Below are 26,352 nucleotides of genomic sequence, written 5' to 3' on the forward strand. Positions count from 1 at the left end.
ACTTTATTATTTTAATACAGTCATAGGATCAAGTCTTGTTTGAAACCAATTAATTCTAAAATCTAAATGCGGACCAGTCGATCTTCCTGTTGATCCAACAGTCCCAATTACATCACCTTGATTTATTTGGTCGCCAACTGATACCAAAATATTTTCAAGGTGAGAATATATTGTCGAAATTCCATGGCCATGATCCATTATAATTGTTCCACCAGTATAATACAAATCATCCTCAGCCATTGTTACCACTCCTGTTCCAGAAGATAAGATCATTGTTCCTTGTTTTGCTGCAATATCAATACCATAATGTGGCCATCTAGGTTTACCGTTTAATATTCTTTGACTACCGTAGACACCACTAATAATACCTTCTACTGGCATAATAAACTTTTCTTTAAAAAATATTAGATCAGAATTGATAGCTCTAGCTTCACCAATTGCATTATTTTCTTTTTTAATTCTTTTATAAACTGACTCTGGTGGCGTAACTTTACTTTCTGCAAGCCCGTCAATTCTTTGAATATTGTATTTTCTTTTTAAAACTTTTTTAATAATTTTTGTTTTTTTATTATCTTCAATTTTAGTAAAAGTTAGGTCAAATTTTCTATCTCTATCAATTCCAAAAACAAAAAAACCATCTTGAGATACTTTTACCTTTTTTTTACCAACCAAAACTTTTGCATCAGGATTAGTTTTTCCTAATATGAAATGACCTTGTATAAATTTTCCCTGAAACTCAATTGCGTTTACTTGTGATGTTGTAAAAATAAATAATACTAAGAAAAATCTATAAATTATTGAGCTGTCCATCCGCCATCTATTACTATTGATGTACCTGTGATCATTGAGGAAGCTGAAGAAGCTAAGAAGCAAACAGTGGTTGCTATATCACTTTCTGTTGCTAATTTTCCCATAGGTATATTGCCTAAAGCTAATTTCTTAAATTTTTTATTTTTAAAGAAGTTTAAGACCATTGGTGTTGCAACAAATGTTGGTGCTACCGTATTCACTCTAATATCATTTTTTGCTAACTCAACACCCATACCTTTTGTTAAGCCCTCTATACCAAATTTGGTCATATTATATACGTTTCTACCACTCATTCCAACATGACCTAACTGTGAAGACATATTAATTATTGAACCTGGTCTTTTCTTATTTTTTAACATTTTTTTAACAACAAGTTGAGCAACGTTAAAAGCAGCCTTGAGATTAAGATCAACTAAGTAGTTCATACTTTTTTGTTTAATTTTCTCAAAAGGTTCTGGAATATTTGTACCTGCATTATTTACCAATACATCTATAATTTTAATCTTATCAATCTTCTTTTTCAAATCCTCATAGTCCATTACATCGCAAGGAACTTTGATAACTTTTCCTTTAATTTTTTTGATTTGTTTTTCTAATTTATCAAGATCAGAGGGAGTTCTACTAAGAGCAATAACTGTAGCTCCAGCTTCTGCTAAAGCAATAGAACAAGCTTTACCCAATCCTTTACCTGCACCAGTAACTAAAGCATATTTGTTCTTTAAATTAATTTTTTGTAAATACATTATAGAAATATTATTTTAATATCTGTATAAATCAACTCTACTGCAACAACTAATATTGCTAGTAATCCTGCCCACGCTATCCATTTAAATTTTTTAATCCAACCAGAAATTAAATTGGCTGCTGTAGCCATTAATATAATTGATAAAGCTAATCCAAAAATTAATAATACGTAATGATCTCCTGCAGCTCCTGCTACACCAAGCACGTTATCTAAACTCATTGTAAAATCAGCTAATAAAACTGTCCATATAGCTTTCATGAAACTTGAATTATCTACTTTTACATCCTCTTCATCTGACTGACCTTTAATTACGTCTGTATATAGTTTGTAAACTATATAAAGAAGCAATAATCCACCAACTAACCTTAGGCCTGTTATCTGTAATAAATAAGCGGTTAGCATTGTTAAGATAATTCTTAAAATAACAGCACCACCAATACCCCAAAAAATTACTTTTTTTCTTTGTTCAACAGGAAACTTTGATGCAACCATTCCAATAATAATTGCATTGTCTCCAGCTAAAACTAAATCAATAAAAATGATTTGACCTAAAATTGTTAATTGCTCTGGTGTAAATAATTCTGCAAACATTTAGTGCTCTAGTATCATATCTGCACCTTTTTCTGCAATCATTATTGTTGGTGCATTAGTGTTACCAGAGGTTATGTTAGGCATTATCGATGCATCGATTACTCTAAGATTATTTATTCCTTTAACTCTTAATTTTTCATCAACTACAGCCATATCATCTTGTCCCATTTTACAAGTACCGACAGGGTGAAAAATAGTTTGAGCATAATTTGATGCTTCTTTAACTAACTCCTCATCATCATTAATATTTATTCCAGGTCTATATTCTTCTGGCATATATTTTTTAAAAGTTTCAGATTCTAAAATAATTTTTCTAGTTAATTTCAATCCTCTCGCTGCAACCATCCTATCGTGATCAGTAGAAAGATAGTTTTGTTTAATTTTTGCGTAAGTTCTTGAATCTTGGTCTACTATGCTAACGTAACCTCTGCTTGAAGGCCTTACATTTGATACAGTTGGAGTAAACGCGTGAAAGTCATGGTTTTTAGTAGCAGCCAAGGTATCCATACTCATTGGCTGAACATGCCATTGTAAATCAGGAAGCTCTAAAGAAGGATCACTTTTTGCAAACATACATAACTGACTTGCACCCATAGTCATAGGGCCACTTCTTTTAAAAATATATTCTAGCCCAATCATTAAATTTCCGAATAAACTATTAATTTTCTTATTTAGTGATTTTATTCCATGAATTTTGTAAATTGGCCTAAACATCAAATGGTCCTGTAAATTTTCACCAACTCCTTTTAGTTCATGCACCATATCAATACCTAAGTTCTTTAATTTATCTGAATTACCAATTCCAGACACCTGTAGTATTTGAGGAGAGCCTATTGCTCCTGAGGACAAAATTATTTCTTTATTTGCTTGAACTTTTTTTAATTCATTATCTTGCCAATACTCAACTTCTTTTGCAGTTTTGTTTTCAAAATTAATCTTTTTAACATGAGCTTTAGTAATTATCTTTAAATTGTTTCTATGTTTAATTGGGTTTAAATACCCAACTGAAGTACTACATCTAAAACCATCTTTTTCTGTGACTTGAAAATAACCACAACCATGATTGTCCCCAGTATTAAAATCCTTAGTTTTTGGTATACCAAACTCTTCAGCTGCATTTTGAAACTCATTTAATAATGGTAGCTGAATTCTTTGATCAGATACAGATAGGGGGCCACCAACTCCATGAAATTCACTTTTACCTCTTTCTTGATTTTCAGCTTTTATAAAATAGGGCAATACATCATCCCAACTCCAACCAGCATTTCCTAACTGTCTCCAAACATCATAATCTCTATTTTGTCCTCTTACATATAAAAGTCCATTAATAGAGGAGCTTCCACCTAATGTTTTTCCTCTTGGATATCTAATAGAAATATTGTTCATACTTTCGTCTGGCTCAGTTTTGTAACACCAATCAACATCAGGGTTGTGCATAGTTTTAAAGTAGCCAACAGGAATATGAATCCATGGATAATTATCTTTACCACCAGCCTCAACTAATAAAACTTTATTACTTGGATTTTCAGATAATCTGTTAGCTAGGACACATCCGGCAGAGCCCGCTCCAAGAATAATATAGTCAAAAGTTTCCATTAATTAATTATATAAATTAAATTTAATTAATAATCTAATAATAAGTAGAAATATATATTTAGTCATGTTACGAATTTAAATGCTTTCTGATAGTCAAATTGCAACTTATAAAACTGAAGGTCTTACTAAAAGCTCAACATGTCTCTCAGAGGACAAGATCAAAGAATTGAATAAAGCTTTGGAAAAATATTTAGAAGAGCATAAAGACGAAAATACAGAATTTGTATCTGGGTTATATGAAAGAGATAGTGATTTTCTAAAATTTGCAATGTACCCAGAAATTGTAAGTGAAGTTAAACAATTAATAGGCGAAGATATTATACTTTGGGGATCCTCATTGTTTTGTAAAAAAGAAAAAAATGGAAAAGAAACACCTTGGCATCAGGATGGCGAGTATTGGCCAATTAAACCACTTGAATCAGTTACAGTGTGGTTATCAATTGATGAAGTGACAGAAGAAAATGGTCCATTACAATATATACCTGGTTCTCATTTAGATAAAAAACTTGCTGAGCACAACACACTAGATTCTACTAATGTTACCCTAAATCAAACACTAAAAAATATAGATGAAATTAAAGATCAGGCTAAATCTGTAATTCTAAAACCAGGAATGTTTTCAATGCATGATGTTTATTTGTTTCATGGATCTAGAGCAAATAATTCTGGAAAAAGAAGAGCAGGCCTTACTTATAGATATATGCCAGCATCATCATTTTATGATCATGCTGGGGCCAAAGTTATTGAAGATAAAATTGGTTATTCGCTTCAGAGACAATTACATTTAATTAGTGGAGTGGATAAATCCTCTAATAAGATTTACCAAAATCATACCAAATAAGTTAATTGACTCACTTTGATACAATAATTATTGGTGCTGGATTTTCTGGTCTTTATCAGCTTCACAGATGCAGGGATGATTTAAATTTAAAAACACTTGTTATTGAAGAAGGTTCAGATTTAGGAGGAACATGGTACTGGAATACTTACCCAGGTGCGCGATGTGACTCAGAAAGTCATACGTACGGTTATACGTTTTCAGAAAACATTTATAAAAACTGGACATGGAATGAAAAATATCCAAAACAATCTAAAATTCTTAAATATTTAAATTATGTGGAAAAAAAATTAAATTTAAGAAAAAATATTTTATTTAATCATAAAATTATTTCAGCAAAATATTTAGAAAGAAAAAATTTATGGCAAATAAAAACAAATAAAAAAAAAGTATTATTCTGTAAATACCTTATTTGTGCTGTGGGCTCTTTATCAGCAGCCAATATACCGAAAATTAAAGGATTAAATACGTATAAGGGAAAATATTATCACACGGGAAGATGGCCTAAAAAAAAAGTAAATTTAAAGGATCAAGTTATTGCACAAATAGGAACTGGATCGAGTGGAATACAGGTGGCACCTGAAATTGCAAAAGTTGTAAAAAAATTAGTTATTTTTCAAAGAACCCCAAATTACAGTATTCCTGCAAGAAATAAAAAATTAACTAAAGAAATAATTAATAACTATCTAAAAAATTATGAAAAAATAAAAAAACTAATAAAAAAAACACCTGGTGGACATACATTCAGTTTTCCTAATAGATCAGTTTTTGATTTTAGCAAAATTGAAAGAGACAAAATTTTTGAAAAAGCTTGGCTTAAAGGCAGTTTGGCCTTTAGAGCATGTTTTGGTGACATAACTAAAAATCTTAAAGCAAACCAAAAAGCATCTAACTTTATTAAAGAAAAAATATTAAAGATTGTTAAAGATAAAAAGATAGCAAAAATTCTAACAAACTTTGATCATCCATTTACGTCAAAGCGTCCCACACTAAATACAAATTATTATGAAACTTTTAACAAAAAAAATGTTCAGCTTGTTGACTTAAAAACAAATCCAATTATCAAAATTACAAAAAAAGGAATTAAAACAAAAAATAAGGATTTTAATTTTGATAAAATTATTTTTGCAACAGGTTATGACGCTCTAACAGGCCCACTTTTATCTTTAAATTTGGTTGGAAAAAAACAAATTAAACTTAAAGATTATTGGAGTAAAATACCAAAATCATATCTTGGCCTAATGATACCTAAATTCCCAAATTTATTTATTATTCAGGGGCCGGGTAGCCCATCAGTACTTACGAATGTACCTGTTCAAATAGAACAACATGTTGAATGGATCACTCACTGTATAAGTTTTATTGAGTTAAATAAAAAAAGATCTATTGAAGCTTCTTTAAGTTCTGCAAAGAATTGGAGTAATGAAATTAAGAAACTTGCAGATGCGTCACTTTTTATGAAAGCTAAAAGTTCTTGGTACAAAGGAGATAATATACCTGGAAAGCCAAAAGTCTTTATTCCTTATCCTGGTGGGTTGCCTAGATATAGAAATATATGTAATAAAGTTGAAAAAAATCAATATAAAGAATTCTTAATTAAATAAGCATGAAAAAATACTTTTTATTAATAATAAGTTTATTAATTTGTTTCAAATTAACAGCTGCTGAAATTGAAATCATTTCTGATAAACCTGGAGATGGAAAAAAAATAATTTACCATTCGTGGGTACAAATTGAATATACGGGATCGTTTGAAAATGGAGAAGTTTTTGACACCAATATAGGCAAAGATAGACCGCTAGTTGTTCAAATGGGAATGAAGGAGGTAATTCCTGGTTTTGAACAGGGAATAATTGGAACTACCAAAGGAACTAAAAGAAAAATTAAAATTCCAGCTGAACTAGCTTATGGAGAAAAAGGTGGTGGAGACGTTATACCACCTAACACTGATTTAATATTTGAGTTTGAAATTATTGATGTGTTAGATCCACATTATAAAATGATTAATTCTGATGAATTGATAACAAGAATAAACGATAATGCAGTTGCTTTAGACATTAGATTAGAAAACCAATGGGAAAATGGTGTTATAAAAGGAACTTTTCAGGAAACAGCTTTTAATAAAGATGGAAAATTCAACGTATACTTAATGGATAAAGTAAGAGCCCTTGCAGCTGAAGAATCTCAAAATATTGAAATTATCTTTATTAGTCATGATGGAGAGACTGCAGCAATACTTGGTAACGCCTTTGCAGAAGATCTTGGTTTTAAAAATGTTTCAGTTCTCAAAGGTGGAATTCTTCAATGGTTAAAGGAAGATAGAAAATTAGTTTCCCATAAAAAAGATAATTAATTTATATTTGTTTTTTTCTTTGAAGATTTTTTAATCTAATTTCATCATGAAATAAATCTATAACTCTTTCTTGTAAAAAAGAAGATTCTGACAGCGCTACATCATTATTTATAACTTTGGTTATTTTCTTTTTATTAAAAGTTCCCCATTTAATTAATGATTTAACTATTGGAACAGTAGATTTACCAAATTCAGTTAAAGAATATTCAGTGTTAAGAGTTTCTACTTTAGAAATTTTTTTAATTAAAAGTTTATCTTTCTCCATATCTTTTAATTGCTTAGATAGCATTTGAGATGTTATTCCATTTAAGGATCTTTTCAATTGTCCAAAACGCATATGCTTAGATAGTAAACTATCTAAGATCATTATTTTCCATTTACCACCAATTAATTTTAGAGCATTAGCTACAGGAGAATATTTCATTAAGGTATTCTTTATATACTAGTCTCTAGAATTGACCAAATAGTTTTTTAATTAAGATTAATTGCTTGGATAAAATTAAGAAATAATATTATATCTTAGAAATTAAATTTTTATTCAACTCTGAAAGAAAATATACAAATGAAATTAGAAAATAAAGTTGCCATAGTTACTGGTGGAGGGAAAGGTATTGGTGCAGAAATTTGTTTAAGATTAGCAAAAGAAGGAGCGAAGATTGTTATTGCTGAAATGGATATTGAAAGTGGAAAACATACCCAAAAAAAAATTATAGAAAATGGGGGTGATGCAGTTGTAGTGGACACTAATGTTGCAGATGAATTAAGTGCAAATAATATGGCTGATGAAGCTGTCAAAAAATTTAGTAAAATAGATATTTTAATTAACAACGCAGGTATAAGACATATTAACAATATATTAGATCATACAAAAAAACAGTGGGATGAAATGCTTTCTGTAAATCTAACTGGGCCATATCTTTGTTGTAAGGCTGTAATCCCTCACATGATTAAAAATGGCAAAGGCAAGATTGTTAATTTTGGTTCTATTGCAAGTTTTATGGGTAGGCCTGATAGAGTTGCATATGTAGCTGCTAAGACAGGTGTTCTAGGTTTAACCAGAGCTTTGGCTGTAGATTTAACTGGAAAAAATATAAACGTTAATACTATTTGTCCAGGTTTGATTTCAACCCCTTTTAATCAAAAATTTGCTGAAGATCCAGTGCATGGTGAGGCGTGGGGTAAAGAAACTATTGTTGGACGATGGGGAGTGCCTTCTGATATATCTGGTGCAGCGGTATTTTTATCAAGTGATGACTCAGATTTTATTAATGGATCAGAGATAAAAATAGATGGTGGCTGGTTAGCTGCCAAAACTAGAAAAGGTGAGTTGGAAAATTAAATGAGTGATGATTTTAAAAAAAACTTAGATTTAGCTTTAGGAAATGCAAAAAGATTATCAAACAAAATTTTAATTGATGGAAAATTAATTTCTGCAAAATCTTCAAATAAAATTAAAGTAGTTAATCCAAGTACAGGAGAAAAAATTGGTGAAGCTCCTCAATGTGATGCACACGATGTTGATACTGCTGTGGGTTCAGCCGAAACTGCTTTTCATAAATGGAAAAAAATTCCTGCACGTGAACGTGGGAAAATGATGACTGCTGCAGCAAGAAAACTTGAAGATAGAAGAGATGAGATAGAAACTTTATTAGCTTTAGATACTGGTAATGCTCTTAGAACTCAGGCAAAACCTGAGACAGCTGCTTCAATTGAATTGACTCATATGTTTGCTGGTCTTGCTGGGGAAATAAAAGGAGAAAACTATCCACCTAATATTCCTAATACAATACACTATACAACTAAAGACCCTATCGGTGTTGTTTGTGCAATAATTCCTTGGAACGCTCCATTATTTTTAACTGTTGCAAAAATTGCACCTGCAATAGTTGCAGGCAATACTGTTGTTTTAAAAACTGCTGAACAAGCTCCATTTTGTGCATTATTAGTTTGTGAAATTCTTCAACAAGAATTACCTCCTGGTGTTTTAAATGTAATATCTGGTTATGGTGAAGAGTGTGGTGAACCTTTAATTGCACATGAAAAAGTTAGAAAAGTAACATTTACAGGATCTTTTTCTGTTGGAAAAATTATAGCCTCTAAAGCGGCACCTAAATTATGTCCCGTTACTTTAGAGTTAGGTGGAAAAAATCCAAATATAATTATGAGTGATGCAGATCTAGAGATTGCAATTCCAGGAGTAATAGATGGAATGAGATACACTAGACAAGGTCAAGCGTGCACCGCAGGATCTAGAGTTTATATTCATGAAAAAATTTATGACAAAGTTTTAGATGGAGTTGTTGATAAATTAAGTAAACTTAAAATGGGAAATGCTTTAGACAACACTTCAGATATTGGAGCAATTATTTCAGAAGAACAGCTTGAAAGAACTTTGTATTATATGGATATTGCAAAAAAAAATTCTTCAACAAAAATTTTACATGGAGGAAATCAATCAAAAGGTGGAGAGTACAAAGATGGTTTTTATTATGAGCCAACTTTACTTTCAGGATTACCAGTAAGCTCTCCTGTTTGCCAAGAAGAAGTTTTTGGTCCTGTTGCTTGCGCCATACCTTTTAAAAGCTTTGATGAAGTTATGAAAAGTGCAAATGACACACAATTTGGTTTATCAGCAGTTTTATGGACTAAAGATTTATCAAGAGCTTTACAATTTGTTGATGAAATAGAAGCAGGTTTTGTTCAAGTTAATCAATGTGTTGCTCCTAGAGCAAATGTTTCTTATGGTGGAATAAAGATGAGCGGACTTGGTAAAGAGTATGCTTTTGACAGCATGATTAATCATTTTACACAAAGTAAAACAGTATTAATTAATAGAGGGAAATCGAGTATAGATGTCTAATCATATTGCTTTTATCGGAGTAGGTAACATGGGAAATCCCATGGCTAACCAATTAGTTAAGGCTGGTCAAAATGTAAAAGTTTTTGATGTTTCCCTAGATGTAATTGAAATAGCAAAACAGTCGGGTTTAAATGTAATTAGTTCTATGGAAGAGTTACTTGAAGGTGCTACTACAGTGATTTCTATGTTGCCAGAGGGCAAACATGTTCGTTCACTTTATTTAGGAGATAATGGAATATTAAAAAAAATTCCAAAAGATTGTTTGATAATCGATTGCTCAACTATTGATATTGAAACATCATTAGCTCTTGGTAGTGAAGCAAAAAAAATTGGAATTAATATGATTGATGCTCCTGTCACAGGAGGTGTAATGGGCGCAAGAATTGGAAAATTAAATTTTTTAGTAGGTGGAACTGATGAAGCGGTGGCTTTAGCCAAACCACTGTTTGATATAATGGGACAAAAAATTTTACATGCTGGCGCTCAAGGAAGTGGAGTGGGTGTTAAAATTTGTAACAATATGTCTTTAGGAATTTCGATGATAGCTTCTGCTGAAGCTTTAATGTTAGCTCAAAGATTAAAAATGGATGTAAAAAAAGTTCATTCTATTATCAAAGAAGCATCAGGAAATAATTGGGCTATGACTAATTATACACCATTACCAAATCTTACGGAAGGAGTTCCATCAAACAATAAATATCGACCAGGTTTTACAGCTGCTATGATGAAAAAAGATTTAAATTTAGCAAGAGATGCTGCAAAATCTGTAGATGCATCCACACCACTTGGTAAAGCAGCTTTAGATATTTTTTCTAAGTTTTGTGAAGATGGTGATAGTGAGACAGATTATTCTGGTATTTCTAAAATGATTGGTGGTGATGCTTGGGATTATCCGTTTGATCCAAAAGGTAAAGATTAAAACAAATCTAAATAAGAATAGTATTAAAACAATACTATAGTTAGTAAATACATCTTTAATTGTAAAAAATAAAAAAAAAGGAATAAAAAGTTTTACATTTGGGTAAATATAAGGTTAATTTCAACTCTTATTAAGACTTAATAAATTAACGAGAGGGAAATATAATGAAAAAAATCACTTCAATGATTTTAGCTTTAGTATTTGCAGTATCTCTAATTGGATCTGCTTCTGCTAAAACATTAAAAATCCAACTTACTTTTCCAAAAACTTCTTACGACGGACAAATCGTTAAGATGTGGACTGACAGAGTAACAAAATTAACTCGAGGTGAGTTAAAATTTGAACTTTTATCAAAAGGTGAAGTTGTTGGTTTAAAAGAAACTTTAGAAGCTGTTGACAAAGGTCTTGTTGATGGTGGTGCTGCTTGGACTCACTACTGGTCTAATTATCACCCAGCTGCAATGTTATTTGGTTCGCCAGTTGCAGGTGGTGGTATTGGTTTAAGTACTAAATCTTGGTTAGCATGGTATTTCGATAATGGTGGTATGGAACTTTACGACCAATTATGGGATGAAATGGGGATGAATGTTAAAGGTTTTGTAATGGCATCTTCTGGTCCTGAAGCTTTAGGTTGGTTTAAAGAGCCAATTAATAGCATGGCTGACTTTAGAAAATATAGATTCAGAACTCCTCCGGGAATTCCTGGCCAAACTTACAAAGATATTGGTGTAGCTTCTGTTTCAATGGGTGGTGGAGATATTTTACCAGCTCTTGAAAAAGGAACTATCGATGCTGCTGAGTGGTGTTGTCCAAAGCCTGACTCTGTATTTGGTTTCCAAAAAGTTTTGAAAAACTATTACCTACAAGGTTTACACCAAAACGTTGTAAATGGTGACATTTACATTAACGGTGATGTTTATAAGTCTCTAACTGACCATCAAAAATATGCAATGGAAGTTGCATCTGAAGCGATGATCACTAGAAACATTACAAACAGAGCTGTTGAAAACGGTAAAGCGCTTATCGATTTAACTGAAAATCATGGTGTTATACTTCATGATACTCCTGCTGATTATTTCACAGAGTACATGAATGCTGCACAAGCTACTATTAAGAAGAATGCTGCGGAAAATGAATTTTTCAAAAAAGTATATGACCACATGACTGCTCATGCAAAAATCGTAGTACCTTTTATTGCACAAATGGAAACATCTGATGCATCAATTGGAACTGCTTTTGCTAAGCAACAGTAAGTTATAAATTTAAAAGTGGGGATAGACTTATCCCCACTTTTTATTAATATCTAATTCAATCTAAAATTAAAAACCTTCTTATGGTCAAAAAAAAATCAGCCCCTAAAGTAAAAGAAACTTTAGATATAACAGATGAGCTGATAGCTGAAAGAAGAACAAGTTTAAAAATGCCAAAGGACATGGTTCCTTGGATGGCAAAAACAATAGAATTTATTGATGCAAAAATGCTTTTAACAGGCAAAATTGTTTGCTGGATTTGTGTCCCTTTAATTTTTTCAATGGTTTATGAAGTTATAGGAAGACATTTTTTTAATAGACCAACTTTATGGGTTTATGATGTAACTAGAATGTCAGCTGGTGCATTTTTTATGCTAGGAGCTGCTTACACTTTATCTAAAGGAATACACATTAGAGCTGATTTTTTATATAGAAATTGGAAAATTAGAAATCAAGCTAAAGTAGACTTATTTTTATACCTACTATTTTTCTTTCCTGGTTTTCTTGTATTTTTTTGGGTTAGTTTTGATTACGCTTACACGTCAATTTGTGGAAGATCTGATTTAATGGAGTGCATAGGTGGCAAAGTAAGAATTCAAAGAGCAATGGATACAACTTGGATGCCAATAATGTGGCCTTTAAAAAGTTGCATGCCTATAGGTGCATTTTTGCTGTTAGTTCAAGGTTTTTCAGAAGTTTTAAAAAGTTATTACGCTTTTGTGAAAGGTAGATGGCCATAATGGATTTTTTCAGTCCTGAATTAATTGGAGCTATAATGATTGGTTGCATGTTATTTGCAATTTTTATCGGTTTTCCAATTTCATTCACATTAATATTTTTAGGCCTTGTTTTTGGTTATTGGGGTTTTGGTAAATTAGTTTTTTACCTAATGACACTTCAATTCAACATGATTATGACCGAAAGTACTCTGGTGGCTGTCCCACTCTTTATATTCATGGGTATATTAATGGAGTCTGCAGGTTTAATGGAGAGATTGTTTAATTCTGTCCAGTTAATGCTTTCAAAGACAAGAGGTGCATTATTTTATGCCGTAATGTTTGTATCAACAATCTTTGCAGCAGCAACTGGTATTGTTGGAGCTTCAGTTACAATTTTAGGAATTATGGCTGGTAAAACAATGATTAGATCTGGTTATGATACAAGACTATCAGCGGGATTAATTTGTGCTGGTGGTACTTTAGGAATACTTATCCCTCCAAGCATCATGTTAGTTGTAATGGGTCCTGTACTTGAAATTCCAGTTACTGATTTGTTTGCAGCAGCAATTATTCCAGGAATAATGTTAGCATCTTTATATGCTGGCTACACAACATTAAGATGTTATTTAAACCCTAAACTTGGACCTGTTTTACCTGCAAGTGAAAGACCAAAAAACATGGGAAAAGTTTGGTATGAATTTTTTATGGGATTGGTCCCACCTGCAGCATTAGTATTTTTTGCATTAGGTAGTATTTTATTTGGTTTAGCAACACCTACAGAGGGTGCTGGTATGGGTGCTTTTGGCTCTATTTTATTGGCTGTTGCATATAAAAAATTTACATACAAAGGTTTAAAAGAGGCAATGATTAAAACATTAGAAATTACTGCTTTAATTATGTTTTTGGTTGCAGCATCAAATTTCTTTGGAGCAGTTTTTTCAAAACTTGGAACACCATCTTTACTTACGGATTATTTGCTTGGACTGGAAATAAATAAATATTGGATTTTAGCTATTATGATGGCAGTAATTTTTTTACTAGGTTGGCCTTTAGAATGGGTTCCGATAGTTTTAATTGTTCTTCCAATCCTTTTACCTTTAGTTCAAGAACTTGGATTTAATTTAACTTGGTTTGCAATTTTAGTTGCTGTTAATCTCCAGACCGCATGGCTTTCACCACCTGTTGCTTTGTCTGCATACTTTTTAAAAGGTGTTGTTCCTCAATGGGATCTAAAAGATATTTATCTTGGTATGATGCAGTTTATGGTAATTCAGGTTATTGGATTAATTTTAATTATTATATTTCCTCAAATTGCTCTTTGGCTTCCAAGTGTGATGTATCCATCACCTTAATCTTTTATTTTTTGTTAATATAAGGTGTAACAGTTCCTAACAAGATTATCCCCAATGATATAAAAATCTTTAAGGTAATTTCAGCATCAATTACTATCCAAGCAGAAGTTGCACCTATAGGCCCAGTGAGTGGGTACATTAAACTAATTCTACCAATTGGAACTCTTCTTAAAGCATAATTATAAAATAAATAAGAGGCAAAAGTGATAAAGGACAAGGTTAAGGCAGCCATTACTGAGGGTGTAAATTTAAGATGATAAGTGTACTCAAAACTGGAGTTTGGCCAAATAATAAATAGTATTAAAAATGATAGGACAAAACCTGTAAAATATTGAAAAGTATTAACTGATAATTGATTAACGTTTGTTTGCATGAAACGTCTTCCAATCACTTCATTGGTGGAAGCACATAAAATTCCTAAAAAAATTATTAAATCACCTAAATAGTTTCCAGAACCTGATTTTGATTGGCTAGTAAGTAAGAGATAAGTTCCTATTACTGTAATAAATGCACCAATTATAACCTTAATCTCAATTTGTTCTTTTAAAAATATTCTTGCTACAAACGGCTGTATAAGAGGCAAGGTGCTTATTATGGCAACCCCATTAACTGGACTTGTTAATAATAGCCCAACATGAAAAGATAAAGTAACTAAAAATGGATTTAATAATCCCATTAAAAAAGGTTTTAATCCAACTTGTTTTATTGAGACATCAACCCTCATTAAAAAACAAAAGATAACCATTAATAAAAAAGCAATAAAAAACCTTACTGCTAATAAGTCAAAGATATAGAATTCTTTAAGTGCTAAAGTTACAAATGGTGGTCCAGCACCAAATCCAATTACAGCTAGTAGCATTGCAAAATAACCACTATTTTTTTTCAATAAATTAATCATATGAAATTTTATAAATATTTAATAAAAAGATATTCTATCATAGTTAATTAGTTTATTATTCAATAATGAATCAGCTTAAAGTTAAATATTCACTTTCTAATTGGGATTTAATTACAGTTAACCCTAATTACAAAACTTGGAATTGGAAAGATTTGTTTTGTTTTTGGGGTGTAAACATCCAAAGTATTATTGCTTTTTCTTTGATTGCATCATTATATATTGTGTATGATTTAAATACATTTGTAGTGTTTTTTGGAACCATTTTAGGATCATTTCTAGTTTATATTTTTTCTAATTTAATTGGTAAACCATCTCAGAAATTCGGCTTACCATTTGCGGTGTTGCTGCGTTCTTCATTGGGTTTTAATGGAGCTAAATATTTAGGTTTATTAAGAGCTTTAGTTGGTATTTTTATGTTTGGTGTTCAAACATATATCATATCAAAAGCTTTTGGTTATTTAATAAGAATTTTAATTTTTACGATTGATAGCTCTTTATTAAGTAAAGATATTTTTTCTTTTTTTTTAATTGGTATTGATTTTATTGATTGGGTTTCATTTAGTGCTGTTATCATATTTCAAACTTTAATGTTTAGTGTTGGTATAAATTTTAATAAAAGATTGATTAATTATTCAGCTATTACAGTTTACTTAGGAATGATAATATTTTTCTTTGGAGTATTATTAAGTGATGTAAAACTTACCTCACAAGCATTCGTTGAATTATTAGATTATAAAAATCTTCTATATAGTGAAAATATTTTTGCCCTATTATCAGTAGCAGGAGCAATTTTTACATATTTTTCAATCATAATTGTTTCGTTTGGTGATTTTTCTAGATATGTTAAAAATGAAAGTGAACTTAAAAAAGGTAATTTAAGTTTAATTGCCAATTTAATCATTTTTTCTTTTTTTTCTGTTTTTATAGTTATTGGGTCAGATGTATTTTTGAATTTGAGATTTCTTGATTTGAGTTCAATTTTAACAAATCCAACTGATATAGTCGGTAAATTTGATAATACATCCATTACAGTAATTGCTATTTTTTTCATAATTATTTCATCAGCGTCAACCAATTTAGTTGCTAATTTTATTCCTTCTCAATATTCACTTATAAATTTTTTGCCTAACTCACTAAATTTAAAAAGTGCAAGCTACTTAATATTAATTGCAAGTTTTCTTGTGGGTATTTTTTGGCTGACTGTATTAAGTCAAATTGGTGTTTTATCATTTGTTGATACTCTTAGTTCATTTTTTGGCCCACTATTTGGTGTTATGATTGCTGATTATTATTTGATTAATTCAAAATCCATTAGCAACAAAGATATCTACTCAACAGAGGCAAAGAGCATTTATTATTTTTCTAAAGGATGGCACATAAAAGGTCTTTACTCCATGTTAATAGGTTTTATTTTCTCTGCTTCTTCAATTTGGAATCCTAACTTAATGTTTTTACAATCTTTTGCTTGGATAATAGGTGCAATTATCTCATTAATAACTTATTATCTGTTAACTAAGAAATAATCTTTATGCACAAATATGATTTCAAAAACAGAACTGCTGTAATTACAGGTGGAGGGCAGGGCTTTGGTCTTGATATTGCTAAAAGATTTTTAGAATCTGGGGCAAAAGTTATTATTTGGGATATAGACGAAGAATTACTTAAGTCTGCAGCCGCTGAAGTGAACAATTCAAATCTTAATTATAACGTTATTGATGTTTCAAATTACTCTCAAATAGAAAAAGCTGTTTCAGAAATAACATCAAAAAATAAAATAGATATCTTGATAAATAATGCGGGGATAACAGGTCCTACAGCGCCATTATGGGAATATGATGTTGAGATGTGGAATAAAATTGTGCAAATTAATTTGATTGGTACTTTTAATTGTTGTCGTGCAATTGTTCCAAATATGATCAAGAATAATTATGGTAGAATAATAAATGTAGCTTCTGTTGCTGGCAAAGATGGAAACGCTAATGCAAGCGCCTACAGCTCAGGAAAGGCAGGAGCTATTGGACTTACAAAATCGCTTGGTAAAGAGTTGGCTGACAAAAATATAGCTGTAAATGCGGTAACGCCTGCTGGTGCAAAAACTAGAATTTTAGATCAAATGAGTAAAGAACATGTTCAAAGAATGCTTTCAAAAGTACCAAGAGGAAGATTTTTAGAGATACATGAGTTTACGTCATTAATTTGTTGGCTTTCATCAGAAGAGAATACTTTTTCAACAGCAGCTGTTTTTGACATAAGTGGTGGCAGATCCACTTATTAAATTTAATATGAAAATTTTAGTAAGTTTATTAATTTCAATTTTATTTATTGTTAGTCCAAGCCAAGCAGACATAATAAATGTATTTGAATTTACTGAGATGGAACTTTTAGAATTAAAAGTTAAAAAAGTAAGAGGAGCTGAAAATAAAACAAGTTACTCGGTAGCGTCTAATGAAAATGGTAATTATTTAAAGGCTATAGCAGATAATGCAGCTTCTGGTCTTGGAAAAGAAGTTAAAATTGATTTAAATAAGACACCTTTTATTAATATTACATGGAAAGTTGAAAAAGATTTACCGGGTATTTTAGAAAATACTAAAAAAGGTCACGATTTTGCTGCCCGTGTTTTTGTAATAAAAAAAACAGGAGCAACTCCATTATCAAATAGGGCAATTAATTACGTTTTTTCAAGCAATAATGTTGTTGGATTTAACTCACCTAGCCCATATACAAAAAAATCTATCGACAATGTTTTATCTAGTACTAAGAATAATTTAAACAAATGGGTTAGTGTAAAAGCCAATGTTAAAGAAGATTTTAAGAAATTTCATAATTTAGATGTAAATGAATTGGATGGAGTAGCGATTATGTCTGATACTGATAATTCAAAAATGAAAACTATAACTTACTTTCAAAATATTTATTTTTCGACCGAATAGTTAGAGTTTTAAGTATTTTTTTAAACCAATACTTAAAAAAGATAAAAGAATTGCAATTATTACATCTGCAATAGGTAATGCATTAGGAAAACCAAAGTTCCAAAGCACAACCCCAATTAACCAAATAATATAAATTTTCATTATTAAATTTATACCTTAGTTTGTATAAAAATATTCTATAATTTGATATAATATTATTATGCATGAAAATTTTTATCATAATGTAAAAGTTTATTATGAAGACACTGACGCTGGAGGTGTTGTTTATTATGCAAATTATCTTAAGTATTTAGAGAGAGCTAGAACCGAAGCCTTAACAACTATTGGATTAAGCAACATACAAATTAAAGAAAAATTTGGTGCCCTTATTATAGTTAAATCATGCAATATAGAATACAAAAAGTCAGCTCATCTAGAAGATGAATTAAAAATTAGATCTTTTGTAAAATCAGTTACCAAAACATCCTTTTTTATGAATCAAATTATAACTAAGGGCGAAACTATTATTGTAGAAGCACAAGTTCATTTAGTTTTTGTAAATGAAAAAAGTAAACCAGTCAAAGTTCCAAAAATAATTTTTGATAATTTTAAACCCTATTTCTGTGACACTATTAAACTGTAGATATTTTTTTTGCTTTTTTGAATAAATTAATCATCATTTCTTGAGATATCAATTTTGTATTTACATTCCGAGGACTTGGATGGTAAGAGGGCATTATAATCAAATTATCTGGCATAATATAAGATTTTCCATGTTTGAAATGAAATTTTTTATCTATCTTATGCTTTCTCTTATAAAATTTTATACAATTATCAAAAGCCACCTTACCTAAAGTAATGATAATCTTTAATTGTTTCAAATTAGAAGCCTCAAAATCAAAATATTTAGAACAATTAAGAAGCTCTTTGTTTAAAGGTTTATCTCCCGGGGGAACACATTTTAGAATATTGGTGATATAAGTTGAACTAAGTTTCAGACCATCATTTAAATTTTCTGAAGTAGGTTGATTTGAAATTTTTGCTCTATGTAAACATTTAAATAAAAATTCCCCAGATTTATCACCTGTAAAGGCTCTTCCCGTTCTAGTTCCTCCATGTGCTGCAGGGGCCAGACCTAATATCAAAATTTTTGCATTAGTGTCTCCAAATCCAGTCACAGGTTTACCCCAATAAACTTCGTTTATGTTTTGCTTTCTCTTTTTAGTAGCAATTTTTTTTATAAATTTTACTAATCTTGGACATTTTTGACATTTAATAATTGTTTTATTAAGATTTTTAAATTTAATATTCATTAATGAAATTTATAAAGTTTTTATTAATAATATTTATAACTATTAATTCTCCAGTTAAAGCAGATTTAAATCAGAATTTAATTGATGAATTTAATCAAGGAGGAAAGTTAATTTTTATAAGGCATGCTCATGCTCCTGGAGGAGGAGATCCTGTAAATTTTGATATTAGTAAATGTAATACTCAGCGCAATTTAAGTGATTCAGGTAGAAAACAGGCTTATAAAATAGGTTCTTTATTTAAAAGCAATAAAATTTCTTTTGATAAAGTTTATTCTAGTGAGTGGTGCAGATGCAAAGAAACAGCATTAATTGCTTTTAATAAATTTGAAACAAAATTTTTTTTAAATTCATTTTTCAGTTCAAAGTTTGCTCAAAATAAAGATTCTCAGATAAAAAAATTTAAAAGATTTATTAGAAATTGGGATGGTAAAAATAACTTAATATTTGTAACCCATTATGTCGTCATTTATGAAATCTTAGGTTATGCACCCTCATCAGGTGAAATAATTATCTCTAATAAAGATCTTAAAGTTATTGATACAATTGAAATAGAATATTAAAATGAATTATTATGTCCTCAAAAAAAGCTATGAAGCAAGCACAAAAACAATCCTATGCAAAACACAGAAGTAATATTACCAACAGCAGATTTAATTTAAAAAAGAAAATCTTACCAAAAATAAATAAAAAGAAAGATTAGGTTTACCTATTATCTTTTTTTTCTGTTAAAAATAATCCTATCAATAGTAAAGCCGTCCAACCAATTCCTATTAAAGCTTTAGGACTTGTGTTCGCACTCCATATATCCAGAACTAATGCACCAAATATTAGTCCTGCTATATAAATTATAATTACAATTGTTGATTTACTCATTTTTTAAACTTTTTTTAAAAAGAGACATTCCATTATTAATTTTATATTCATAAGACTCATTGAAACTATCTAATTGCCAACCACTTAGTCTTTTTTTTAAATTTTTTAAATTATTTGTTTTCCACTCATCAGTAGTATCATCAAGTTTCCAAGCCTTTTTTTCCTCATTGTTTCTTCCACAGCCATAACAATATCCTGTTGAAGGATCAGTTTTACAGATACTAATACAAGGTGAAATTATCATATTTTTAAAATTAATATAAATTACAGTAGATAAATAGTTATTTTTTACTTAATTGTCATTGGACAAATAGTTTCAATAATATATAAAACCACGTAATTTGTGGGGCGATGGCGGAATTGGTAGACGCGTTGGTCTTAGGAACCAATATTTTCGGATGTGAAGGTTCGAGTCCTTTTCGCCCTACCATTAAAAATTATGAAAGTTACAATAGAAAATAAAAAAGGCCTAAATAAAGATCTTAAAGTTTTAATCGATAAAGAGACAATGAACTCTTATATGGATGAAAAATATGAAGAGATAAAAGGTACTGTAAATCTTAAGGGTTTTCGTCCAGGTAAGGTTCCAAAAGAAGTTTTAAAAAGACAATTTGGTAAAGCAGTATTTGGTGAAGTTTTAGATAAAGTTTTAAAAGATACATCAGCCAAGGCACTTGAAGAAAATAAAATTAAACCTGCAGGTCAACCAAAACTAGATTTAAAAACATATGGCGAAGATAAAGAATTAGAATATGTTTTATCAGTTACAGAATTACCAAAAGTCGAAGTTAAATCTATCGAAGGTATTAAATATGATCAATATTCAGTTAAAATAGATGATAGCGAAACAGACATAAGAATTAAAGAAATTGCAAAAAATCAGCCTAGTTTTAAAGAAGTAAGTGCAGAGACGAAAGCAAAAGAGGGTGATTTAGTTACATTAGATTATCAAGCTACAGTAGATGGCAAAGAATTTAAAGGCAGTGAAGGTAAAAATACACAATTAACACTTGGTAAAGATTTATTTTTAAAAGGCTTTGATAAACAATTAATAGGTGTCAAAAAAGATGATGAAAAAATGGTAGATGCAGTTTTACCAGAAAACTTTCCTGAAAAAGAATTAGCAAACAAAGCAGCTAAATTTAATTGCAAAATCCTAAATGTAAAAAATCCTGAAGAAGTAAAAATTGATGATAACTTTGCAAAAAATTTAGGGGCTAAAGACTTAAAAGATCTTAAAACGTTAATATCGAAACAAATAAATGATGAGTATAAAAATTCATTAGACCAACTATCTAAAAACCAAATATTAAAAGAAATTGAAAAAATTAAAGTAGACGAAATTCCTGAAAATTTAATTGAAGAAGAGATTAAGATTCTTTCACAAGGCATGGATGAAACAGAAGCTAAAAAAAATAAAACTAAATTTACTGAAACTGCAAAAACTAGAATTAAAACAGGGTTAATATTAAATGAATTTGGTGAACAAAATAAAATTCAAGTATCTGAACAAGAAATTCAAGCTGAAGTACAAAAGCAACTAAGAATGATGCCTGGACAAGAAAAGATGGTAATGGATTTTTATCAAAAAAACCCTTCAGCTGTCGCTAGCTTAAGAGGAACAGTCTATGAAGAAAAGATTTTAAATTTAATTAAAGAAAAAGCTAAACCAAACAAAAAAGAAATTACCAAAGATGAAGCGGAAAAAATTCTAAAAGAAGCGCACAAACATGATCATAATCACGATCATAATGAAGAATCAAAAGCTGAAGCCAAACCTTCTAAAGAAAAAAAATCACCTTCAAAAGCATCAAAATCAAAGCCTGCAGTAAAAAAAGTTAGCAAAAAGTAATCCCAAGTTGTATAAGTTAAGACGAATCTACTTATGACTACAAATATACCCGAATATATGAACACTTTAGTTCCAATGGTTGTTGAACAATCCAACAAAGGTGAAAGAGCTTACGATATTTATTCAAGACTACTAAAAGAAAGAATTATTTTTTTGACTGGTCAAATTAATGACAATGTTGCATCATTAGTTACTGCTCAATTATTATTTTTAGAGGCAGAAGATCCTAAAAAAGAAATCTACTTATATATTAACAGTCCAGGAGGGCTGGTTACTGCTGGTCTTGGTATTTATGATACTATGCAATATGTTAAACCAGACATTTCAACTTTATGTATTGGTCAAGCAGCTTCAATGGGTTCTTTTTTGCTTGCAGCAGGAACTAAGGGTAAAAGATTTTCGCTTCCAAATTCAAGAGTTATGGTTCATCAGCCATCAGCTGGTTTTCAAGGCCAAGTGACTGATATTGAAATCCATGCAAACGAAGTCTCATCATTAAAGAAAAGATTGAATGAAATTTATTCAAAACATACAGGTAAATCTGTAGATGAGGTTAAGGCTGCTCTTGAGAGAGATAATTTTATGACTGCTGAAGTTGCTAAAAATTTCGGACTAATAGACGAAGTAGTAGAAAAAAGATCTTAAACCACCATATATTGGATATGGTACAATCCTAACTTGATTAGTATGAGTCTTCTATAATAAAGTAATCTAATTGATTCGTTAAAAAAATTATGACAACTAATAATAAAAATATTCTCTACTGTTCTTTTTGTGGAAAAAGTCAACATGAAGTAAGAAAACTTATAGCTGGTCCCACTGTATTTATTTGTGATGAGTGTGTTGAATTATGTATGGATATTATCAAAGAGGAGAGTAAAGATACTTTTGTTAAACACCAAGATGGTCTTCCATCCCCAAAAGAAATTTGTGCAGTACTAGATGATTATGTAATTGGTCAGCCACATGCAAAAAAAGTTTTATCTGTTGCTGTTCACAATCATTATAAAAGATTAAATTATGAGAGCAAAACTAGTAAAAATGTTGAACTTGCGAAATCAAACATATTATTAGTAGGTCCTACAGGTTGTGGTAAAACATTGTTAGCTCAAACACTTGCTAGAATTTTAGATGTTCCTTTTACAATGGCTGATGCAACGACATTAACAGAAGCTGGTTATGTAGGTGAAGATGTTGAAAATATAATTTTGAAACTATTACAAGCCTCTGATTACAATGTTGAGAAAGCACAAAGAGGAATTGTCTACATTGATGAAGTGGACAAAATCAGCAGAAAATCAGAAAACCCTTCAATTACAAGAGATGTTTCTGGAGAAGGGGTTCAGCAAGCTTTATTAAAAATTATGGAAGGAACAGTTGCAAGTGTTCCACCCCAAGGAGGAAGAAAACATCCACAACAAGAATTTTTACAAGTAGACACAACAAATATTCTATTCATTTGTGGAGGTGCTTTTGCTGGTCTTGATAAAATCATTTCTCAAAGAGATAAAGGTACATCAATTGGATTTGGTGCTGATGTCAAAAATACACAAGACAAAAAAACTGGTGAATGGATGAAAACACTTGAACCAGAAGACTTATTAAAATTTGGTTTAATTCCAGAATTTATAGGAAGACTTCCTATGATTGCAACACTTGAAGATTTAGATGAAAAATCGTTAATTAAAATTTTACAAGAACCAAAAAACTCACTAACAAAACAATATCAAGAATTGTTTAAACTTGATGGAGCAAAATTAACTTTTAAAGAAAATGCACTTAAAGAAATTGCTCAAAAGGCAATCAAGAAAAAAACAGGCGCAAGAGGTTTAAGATCAATATTAGAAAATATTTTGCTTAAAACTATGTACGACTTGCCTAGCCAAGAAAACATAGAAGAAGTTATAGTTGACGCAGGTGCTGCTAAAGGTCAATCTCAGCCAATATTGGTTCACACTAAAGGTGATGTTAAATCAAAGTCTAACAAGCCATCAGCGGCTTAATATCCTTAATAACTAACAAAAACCTATTGCAATATAAAATATAATATCCATATTATAGCCATGGACGTTAAAATCACTTCACCATTATTACCGTTAAGAGACATAGTTGTGTTTCCAAGTATGGTTATTCCTCTATTTGTTGGAAGAGATAAGTCTATTTCAGCATTAAACGAGGTAATGAAGAAGGATAAAAAGATAATATTGGTAACACAAAAAAACTCAGAAATTGATGATCCAAAAAAAACAGACATTTTTATGTACGGATGTGAAGGAAGTATTCTTCAGCTTTTAAAACTACCTGATGGAACTGTTAAAGTTTTAGTTGAAGGCATTAAAAGAGTGAAAATATTAGATTTCAAAGATAATGATAAATTTATAACATGCGAGTATGCTCATTATAATGACGTTGTTACTAAAGGTGAGGATTTATACCCACTTGCAGCTACTGCTTTAAGACGACTAGAAAAATTAACCTCTATTAATAAAAAAGTTTCAAGTGAAACTATTAACACAATTAAACAGCTTAAGGATCCTTCTCAAATTGCAGACAATATAGCATCTCATATCAATGCAACTATTTCAGAGAAACAACAAATTTTTGAAACAGTTGATGTCAAAAAAAGATTAAATGCCATTATTAAGATAATGGAAAATGAAACAAGTATCATAGGAGTTGAAAAGAGAATTAGAGGCAGAGTTAAAACTCAGATGGAGAAAACTCAAAGAGAGTACTATTTAAACGAACAATTAAAAGCTATTCAAAAAGAATTAGGTGAAATTGAAGACGGTAAAGATGAAACAACTAGTCTTAATAAAGCCATTACCAAAGCTAAAATGCCTAAAGATGTTGAAAAGAAATGTCTTCAGGAGTTAAAAAAATTAAAAAACATGAGCCCGATGTCAGCAGAGGCTACAGTTGTTAGAAATTATTTAGATTGGATGACTGAACTACCTTGGCACAAGAAAAGTGAAGTTGATATTGATTTAACAAAAGCTTTAAATCTTTTAGATAAAGATCATTTTGGGCTAGAAAAAGTTAAAGAAAGAATAATAGAATTTCTTGCTGTTCAAAAAAGAATGGAAAAAATAAAAGGACCAATTTTATGTTTAGTTGGACCTCCAGGAGTGGGTAAAACTTCATTAGGAAAATCCATTGCAAAAGCAACTAACAGAGAGTTTGTAAGAATGTCAGTTGGTGGCATGAGAGATGAAGCTGAGATTAGAGGTCATAGAAGAACATATATCGGATCTTTACCTGGAAAAATTATTCAAATGATGAAAAAAGCTGGAACTAAAAATCCATTAATTTTATTAGATGAAATAGACAAAATTGGAAATGATTATCGAGGAGATCCATCATCTGCTTTATTAGAAGCCTTGGATCCTGAACAAAATACTACATTTAACGATCACTATTTAGAAGTTGATTATGATTTATCAGATGTAATGTTTGTGACAACTGCAAATACATTAAATATTCTTCCACCACTTTTAGATAGAATGGAAGTAATTAGATTAGCTGGTTACACAGAGGATGAAAAAATTAGTATCGCAAACAAATATCTTTTACCTAAACAAATTAAAGATAATGGTGTGAAAGATAAAGAGATGAAATTAGAGAACGATATTATTAAGGAAGTTATTAGAGGTTACACGAAGGAGTCTGGAGTTAGAAACTTAGAAAGAGAAATTTCAAAGCTTGCAAGAAAAGTTGTTAAAAAAATAGTTGCTGGTGAAGAGAAGGAAGTAAACATAAATAATAAAAATTTATCTGATTTTCTTGGTATAGCTAAATTTAAATTTGGTGAATTAGAGTCAGAAAATAGAGTAGGGATTGTAACTGGGCTGGCATGGACAGAATATGGTGGAGAAATTTTAAAAATTGAAACAGTAACAATGCCAGGTAAGGGCAGAATGCAAATCACTGGAAAACTTGGAGATGTAATGCAAGAGTCAGTTAAAGCTGCGAAATCTTTTGTAAGATCAAAATGTTTAGAATATGGAATTATCCCTCCATTGTTTGAAAAGAAAGATTTTCATATTCACGTACCAGAAGGTGCTACTCCTAAAGATGGTCCATCAGCAGGAATTGGAATGGTAACTTCTATAGTTTCATCAATAACTGGAATTCCAGTTAGAAGAGATGTTGCAATGACAGGTGAAGTTACTTTAACTGGACAAGTGTTACCAATTGGAGGTTTAAAAGAAAAACTTTTAGCAGCTCACAGAGCGGGCATTAAAGAAGTATTGATTCCAAAAGAAAATGAAAAAGATTTAGTTGATATGCCAAAGAAAATTATTGATGACATTAAAATAACACCAGTTGAATATGCTGATCAAGTTTTAAAAGTAGCTTTAACAAAAGAACTTAAAAGAACTGAGTGGGTTGAAGTCGATATATCTAAAAAAGACGATAAATCTCAAGCTAGTATTCAATAATAATTAATTTACTTTATTAAACTGTTGAT

29 protein-coding genes and 1 tRNA gene are annotated in these 26,352 nt (G+C 30.4%); 20 read left to right on the forward strand and 10 right to left on the reverse strand.

The features are described from left to right. Positions 1–6 precede the first annotated feature (6 nt). Genes AC5SLZ_RS02240 through AC5SLZ_RS02255 form a run of 4 tightly spaced genes read right to left on the reverse strand, consistent with a single transcriptional unit; the run spans position 7 to position 3,742 of the window. Positions 7–810 (reverse strand): M23 family metallopeptidase, encoded by an 804-nt coding sequence (locus AC5SLZ_RS02240; protein WP_494615989.1) that lies wholly within the window; start codon positions 808–810, stop codon positions 7–9. Beyond that, positions 795–1,553 (reverse strand): SDR family oxidoreductase, encoded by a 759-nt coding sequence (locus AC5SLZ_RS02245; protein ID WP_028037117.1) that lies wholly within the window; start codon positions 1,551–1,553, stop codon positions 795–797. The genes AC5SLZ_RS02240 and AC5SLZ_RS02245 overlap by 16 nt, the downstream gene beginning before the upstream one ends. After that, positions 1,553–2,146 carry a TerC family protein gene (locus AC5SLZ_RS02250; RefSeq protein WP_494615990.1) on the reverse strand — a complete coding sequence of 198 codons (594 nt, stop codon included), beginning with the start codon at positions 2,144–2,146 and terminating at the stop codon, positions 1,553–1,555. Before AC5SLZ_RS02250 ends, AC5SLZ_RS02245 begins: the two co-directional genes overlap by 1 nt. Continuing rightward, positions 2,147–3,742 carry a GMC family oxidoreductase N-terminal domain-containing protein gene (locus tag AC5SLZ_RS02255; protein ID WP_028037115.1) on the reverse strand — a complete coding sequence of 532 codons (1,596 nt, stop codon included), beginning with the start codon at positions 3,740–3,742 and terminating at the stop codon, positions 2,147–2,149. It abuts the gene before it with no gap. Between the two features lie 79 nt (positions 3,743–3,821). Between AC5SLZ_RS02255 and AC5SLZ_RS02260 the strand changes: the two genes are divergently transcribed. From AC5SLZ_RS02260 to AC5SLZ_RS02270, 3 genes are read left to right on the forward strand one after another with little or no spacing between them, the layout of a single operon-like run. Continuing rightward, positions 3,822–4,583, forward strand: a complete 762-nt coding sequence (locus AC5SLZ_RS02260) for a phytanoyl-CoA dioxygenase family protein (protein ID WP_494615991.1) — start codon at positions 3,822–3,824, stop codon at positions 4,581–4,583. A 5-nt stretch (positions 4,584–4,588) separates the two neighbouring features. After that, complete coding sequence (locus AC5SLZ_RS02265) at positions 4,589–6,184, forward strand: flavin-containing monooxygenase (RefSeq protein WP_028037114.1); 1,596 nt, start codon at positions 4,589–4,591, stop codon at positions 6,182–6,184. Positions 6,185–6,186: 2 nt separating this feature from the next. After that, a complete protein-coding gene (locus AC5SLZ_RS02270) occupies positions 6,187–6,933 on the forward strand; it encodes an FKBP-type peptidyl-prolyl cis-trans isomerase (RefSeq protein ID WP_494615993.1) in 747 nt (248 codons plus the stop codon). 1 nt (position 6,934) lies between these two features. On the opposite strand, the gene AC5SLZ_RS02275 is transcribed toward AC5SLZ_RS02270, so the two are convergent. After that, on the reverse strand, positions 6,935–7,357 hold the full coding sequence (locus AC5SLZ_RS02275; protein WP_028037112.1) for a winged helix-turn-helix transcriptional regulator: 423 nt from the start codon (positions 7,355–7,357) through the stop codon (positions 6,935–6,937). Between the two features lie 138 nt (positions 7,358–7,495). Here AC5SLZ_RS02275 and AC5SLZ_RS02280 point away from each other — a divergent pair, with 138 nt between their 5' ends. From AC5SLZ_RS02280 to AC5SLZ_RS02305, 6 genes are all read left to right on the forward strand, one after another. Further along, positions 7,496–8,272, forward strand: a complete 777-nt coding sequence (locus AC5SLZ_RS02280; protein WP_494615994.1) for an SDR family NAD(P)-dependent oxidoreductase — start codon at positions 7,496–7,498, stop codon at positions 8,270–8,272. Next, complete coding sequence (locus AC5SLZ_RS02285) at positions 8,273–9,793, forward strand: aldehyde dehydrogenase family protein (protein WP_028037110.1); 1,521 nt, start codon at positions 8,273–8,275, stop codon at positions 9,791–9,793. Further along, a complete protein-coding gene (gene mmsB / locus AC5SLZ_RS02290) occupies positions 9,786–10,712 on the forward strand; it encodes a 3-hydroxyisobutyrate dehydrogenase (RefSeq protein WP_494615995.1) in 927 nt (308 codons plus the stop codon). Before AC5SLZ_RS02285 ends, mmsB begins: the two co-directional genes overlap by 8 nt. Before the next feature lie 164 nt (positions 10,713–10,876). Further along, entirely contained in the window at positions 10,877–11,965 is a 1,089-nt protein-coding gene (locus tag AC5SLZ_RS02295; RefSeq protein ID WP_494615996.1) for a TRAP transporter substrate-binding protein, read from the forward strand. Between the two features lie 80 nt (positions 11,966–12,045). Beyond that, on the forward strand, positions 12,046–12,702 hold the full coding sequence (locus tag AC5SLZ_RS02300) for a TRAP transporter small permease subunit (RefSeq protein WP_028037107.1): 657 nt from the start codon (positions 12,046–12,048) through the stop codon (positions 12,700–12,702). Then, entirely contained in the window at positions 12,702–14,033 is a 1,332-nt protein-coding gene (locus tag AC5SLZ_RS02305; RefSeq protein ID WP_028037106.1) for a TRAP transporter large permease subunit, read from the forward strand. The genes AC5SLZ_RS02300 and AC5SLZ_RS02305 overlap by 1 nt, the downstream gene beginning before the upstream one ends. 4 nt (positions 14,034–14,037) lie before the next feature. Here AC5SLZ_RS02305 and AC5SLZ_RS02310 read toward each other — a convergent pair whose 3' ends face one another. Further along, positions 14,038–14,919: a DMT family transporter gene (locus AC5SLZ_RS02310; RefSeq protein WP_494615998.1), complete on the reverse strand. Its 882-nt coding sequence runs from the start codon at positions 14,917–14,919 to the stop codon at positions 14,038–14,040. Between the two features lie 77 nt (positions 14,920–14,996). Here AC5SLZ_RS02310 and AC5SLZ_RS02315 point away from each other — a divergent pair, with 77 nt between their 5' ends. The 3 genes from AC5SLZ_RS02315 to AC5SLZ_RS02325 are packed head-to-tail and all read left to right on the forward strand — an operon-like array spanning position 14,997 to position 17,864. After that, a complete protein-coding gene (locus tag AC5SLZ_RS02315; protein ID WP_028037104.1) occupies positions 14,997–16,454 on the forward strand; it encodes a cytosine permease in 1,458 nt (485 codons plus the stop codon). 5 nt (positions 16,455–16,459) lie between these two features. Then, the gene (locus tag AC5SLZ_RS02320; RefSeq protein WP_028037103.1) at positions 16,460–17,206 is read left to right on the forward strand and encodes an SDR family oxidoreductase; all 747 of its coding nucleotides are present in this window, start codon (positions 16,460–16,462) and stop codon (positions 17,204–17,206) included. 7 nt (positions 17,207–17,213) lie between these two features. After that, positions 17,214–17,864: a DUF3047 domain-containing protein gene (locus tag AC5SLZ_RS02325; RefSeq protein WP_028037102.1), complete on the forward strand. Its 651-nt coding sequence runs from the start codon at positions 17,214–17,216 to the stop codon at positions 17,862–17,864. Here AC5SLZ_RS02325 and AC5SLZ_RS02330 read toward each other — a convergent pair whose 3' ends face one another. After that, positions 17,865–18,005, reverse strand: a complete 141-nt coding sequence (locus AC5SLZ_RS02330) for a hypothetical protein (RefSeq protein WP_028037101.1) — start codon at positions 18,003–18,005, stop codon at positions 17,865–17,867. 58 nt (positions 18,006–18,063) lie between these two features. Between AC5SLZ_RS02330 and AC5SLZ_RS02335 the strand changes: the two genes are divergently transcribed. Further along, a complete protein-coding gene (locus AC5SLZ_RS02335) occupies positions 18,064–18,486 on the forward strand; it encodes a YbgC/FadM family acyl-CoA thioesterase (RefSeq protein WP_028037100.1) in 423 nt (140 codons plus the stop codon). Here the strand turns inward: AC5SLZ_RS02335 and AC5SLZ_RS02340 are convergent. After that, a complete protein-coding gene (locus AC5SLZ_RS02340) occupies positions 18,476–19,156 on the reverse strand; it encodes a uracil-DNA glycosylase (RefSeq protein WP_028037099.1) in 681 nt (226 codons plus the stop codon). The genes AC5SLZ_RS02335 and AC5SLZ_RS02340 overlap by 11 nt on opposite strands. 2 nt (positions 19,157–19,158) lie before the next feature. Here AC5SLZ_RS02340 and AC5SLZ_RS02345 point away from each other — a divergent pair, with 2 nt between their 5' ends. Then, positions 19,159–19,716, forward strand: a complete 558-nt coding sequence (locus tag AC5SLZ_RS02345) for a histidine phosphatase family protein (protein WP_028037098.1) — start codon at positions 19,159–19,161, stop codon at positions 19,714–19,716. Between the two features lie 11 nt (positions 19,717–19,727). Further along, on the forward strand, positions 19,728–19,856 hold the full coding sequence (locus tag AC5SLZ_RS02350; RefSeq protein ID WP_494616000.1) for a hypothetical protein: 129 nt from the start codon (positions 19,728–19,730) through the stop codon (positions 19,854–19,856). Between the two features lie 2 nt (positions 19,857–19,858). On the opposite strand, the gene AC5SLZ_RS02355 is transcribed toward AC5SLZ_RS02350, so the two are convergent. Beyond that, the gene (locus AC5SLZ_RS02355; protein WP_494616001.1) at positions 19,859–20,029 is read right to left on the reverse strand and encodes a hypothetical protein; all 171 of its coding nucleotides are present in this window, start codon (positions 20,027–20,029) and stop codon (positions 19,859–19,861) included. Next, a complete protein-coding gene (locus AC5SLZ_RS02360) occupies positions 20,022–20,273 on the reverse strand; it encodes a DUF1289 domain-containing protein (RefSeq protein WP_028037096.1) in 252 nt (83 codons plus the stop codon). Before AC5SLZ_RS02360 ends, AC5SLZ_RS02355 begins: the two co-directional genes overlap by 8 nt. 101 nt (positions 20,274–20,374) lie before the next feature. Between AC5SLZ_RS02360 and AC5SLZ_RS02365 the strand changes: the two genes are divergently transcribed. The 5 genes from AC5SLZ_RS02365 to lon all read left to right on the forward strand — a co-directional run bounded on the left by AC5SLZ_RS02365 (position 20,375) and on the right by lon (position 26,323). After that, positions 20,375–20,459: transfer RNA gene (locus AC5SLZ_RS02365), tRNA-Leu, on the forward strand. Between the two features lie 9 nt (positions 20,460–20,468). Next, positions 20,469–21,881, forward strand: a complete 1,413-nt coding sequence (gene tig, locus AC5SLZ_RS02370) for a trigger factor (protein ID WP_028037095.1) — start codon at positions 20,469–20,471, stop codon at positions 21,879–21,881. A 33-nt stretch (positions 21,882–21,914) separates the two neighbouring features. Then, on the forward strand, positions 21,915–22,526 hold the full coding sequence (clpP, locus tag AC5SLZ_RS02375; protein WP_028037094.1) for an ATP-dependent Clp endopeptidase proteolytic subunit ClpP: 612 nt from the start codon (positions 21,915–21,917) through the stop codon (positions 22,524–22,526). Positions 22,527–22,615: 89 nt separating this feature from the next. Then, positions 22,616–23,884, forward strand: coding sequence for an ATP-dependent Clp protease ATP-binding subunit ClpX (gene clpX / locus AC5SLZ_RS02380; RefSeq protein WP_028037093.1), 1,269 nt, complete (start codon positions 22,616–22,618; stop codon positions 23,882–23,884). Positions 23,885–23,944: 60 nt separating this feature from the next. Continuing rightward, positions 23,945–26,323: an endopeptidase La gene (gene lon / locus AC5SLZ_RS02385; protein ID WP_494616003.1), complete on the forward strand. Its 2,379-nt coding sequence runs from the start codon at positions 23,945–23,947 to the stop codon at positions 26,321–26,323. The last annotated feature ends 29 nt before the right edge of the window (positions 26,324–26,352 follow it).

It is taken from the genome of Candidatus Pelagibacter sp. PS_06, assembly GCF_059418045.1.

Bases quoted from the DNA above. Each gene is read 5' to 3' on its own strand.
- AC5SLZ_RS02240 (WP_494615989.1), bottom strand. From the start codon at position 810: ATGGACAGCTCAATAATTTATAGATTTTTCTTAGTATTATTTATTTTT.
- AC5SLZ_RS02245 (WP_028037117.1), bottom strand. From the start codon at position 1,553: ATGTATTTACAAAAAATTAATTTAAAGAACAAATATGCTTTAGTTACT.
- AC5SLZ_RS02250 (WP_494615990.1), bottom strand. From the start codon at position 2,146: ATGTTTGCAGAATTATTTACACCAGAGCAATTAACAATTTTAGGTCAA.
- AC5SLZ_RS02255 (WP_028037115.1), bottom strand. From the start codon at position 3,742: ATGGAAACTTTTGACTATATTATTCTTGGAGCGGGCTCTGCCGGATGT.
- AC5SLZ_RS02260 (WP_494615991.1), top strand. From the start codon at position 3,822: ATGCTTTCTGATAGTCAAATTGCAACTTATAAAACTGAAGGTCTTACT.
- AC5SLZ_RS02270 (WP_494615993.1), top strand. From the start codon at position 6,187: ATGAAAAAATACTTTTTATTAATAATAAGTTTATTAATTTGTTTCAAA.
- AC5SLZ_RS02275 (WP_028037112.1), bottom strand. From the start codon at position 7,357: ATGAAATATTCTCCTGTAGCTAATGCTCTAAAATTAATTGGTGGTAAA.
- AC5SLZ_RS02280 (WP_494615994.1), top strand. From the start codon at position 7,496: ATGAAATTAGAAAATAAAGTTGCCATAGTTACTGGTGGAGGGAAAGGT.
- AC5SLZ_RS02285 (WP_028037110.1), top strand. From the start codon at position 8,273: ATGAGTGATGATTTTAAAAAAAACTTAGATTTAGCTTTAGGAAATGCA.
- mmsB (WP_494615995.1), top strand. From the start codon at position 9,786: ATGTCTAATCATATTGCTTTTATCGGAGTAGGTAACATGGGAAATCCC.
- AC5SLZ_RS02295 (WP_494615996.1), top strand. From the start codon at position 10,877: ATGAAAAAAATCACTTCAATGATTTTAGCTTTAGTATTTGCAGTATCT.
- AC5SLZ_RS02300 (WP_028037107.1), top strand. From the start codon at position 12,046: ATGGTCAAAAAAAAATCAGCCCCTAAAGTAAAAGAAACTTTAGATATA.
- AC5SLZ_RS02305 (WP_028037106.1), top strand. From the start codon at position 12,702: ATGGATTTTTTCAGTCCTGAATTAATTGGAGCTATAATGATTGGTTGC.
- AC5SLZ_RS02315 (WP_028037104.1), top strand. From the start codon at position 14,997: ATGAATCAGCTTAAAGTTAAATATTCACTTTCTAATTGGGATTTAATT.
- AC5SLZ_RS02320 (WP_028037103.1), top strand. From the start codon at position 16,460: ATGCACAAATATGATTTCAAAAACAGAACTGCTGTAATTACAGGTGGA.
- AC5SLZ_RS02325 (WP_028037102.1), top strand. From the start codon at position 17,214: ATGAAAATTTTAGTAAGTTTATTAATTTCAATTTTATTTATTGTTAGT.
- AC5SLZ_RS02330 (WP_028037101.1), bottom strand. From the start codon at position 18,005: ATGAAAATTTATATTATTTGGTTAATTGGGGTTGTGCTTTGGAACTTT.
- AC5SLZ_RS02335 (WP_028037100.1), top strand. From the start codon at position 18,064: ATGCATGAAAATTTTTATCATAATGTAAAAGTTTATTATGAAGACACT.
- AC5SLZ_RS02340 (WP_028037099.1), bottom strand. From the start codon at position 19,156: ATGAATATTAAATTTAAAAATCTTAATAAAACAATTATTAAATGTCAA.
- AC5SLZ_RS02345 (WP_028037098.1), top strand. From the start codon at position 19,159: ATGAAATTTATAAAGTTTTTATTAATAATATTTATAACTATTAATTCT.
- AC5SLZ_RS02350 (WP_494616000.1), top strand. From the start codon at position 19,728: ATGTCCTCAAAAAAAGCTATGAAGCAAGCACAAAAACAATCCTATGCA.
- AC5SLZ_RS02355 (WP_494616001.1), bottom strand. From the start codon at position 20,029: ATGAGTAAATCAACAATTGTAATTATAATTTATATAGCAGGACTAATA.
- AC5SLZ_RS02360 (WP_028037096.1), bottom strand. From the start codon at position 20,273: ATGATAATTTCACCTTGTATTAGTATCTGTAAAACTGATCCTTCAACA.
- tig (WP_028037095.1), top strand. From the start codon at position 20,469: ATGAAAGTTACAATAGAAAATAAAAAAGGCCTAAATAAAGATCTTAAA.
- clpP (WP_028037094.1), top strand. From the start codon at position 21,915: ATGACTACAAATATACCCGAATATATGAACACTTTAGTTCCAATGGTT.
- clpX (WP_028037093.1), top strand. From the start codon at position 22,616: ATGACAACTAATAATAAAAATATTCTCTACTGTTCTTTTTGTGGAAAA.
- lon (WP_494616003.1), top strand. From the start codon at position 23,945: ATGGACGTTAAAATCACTTCACCATTATTACCGTTAAGAGACATAGTT.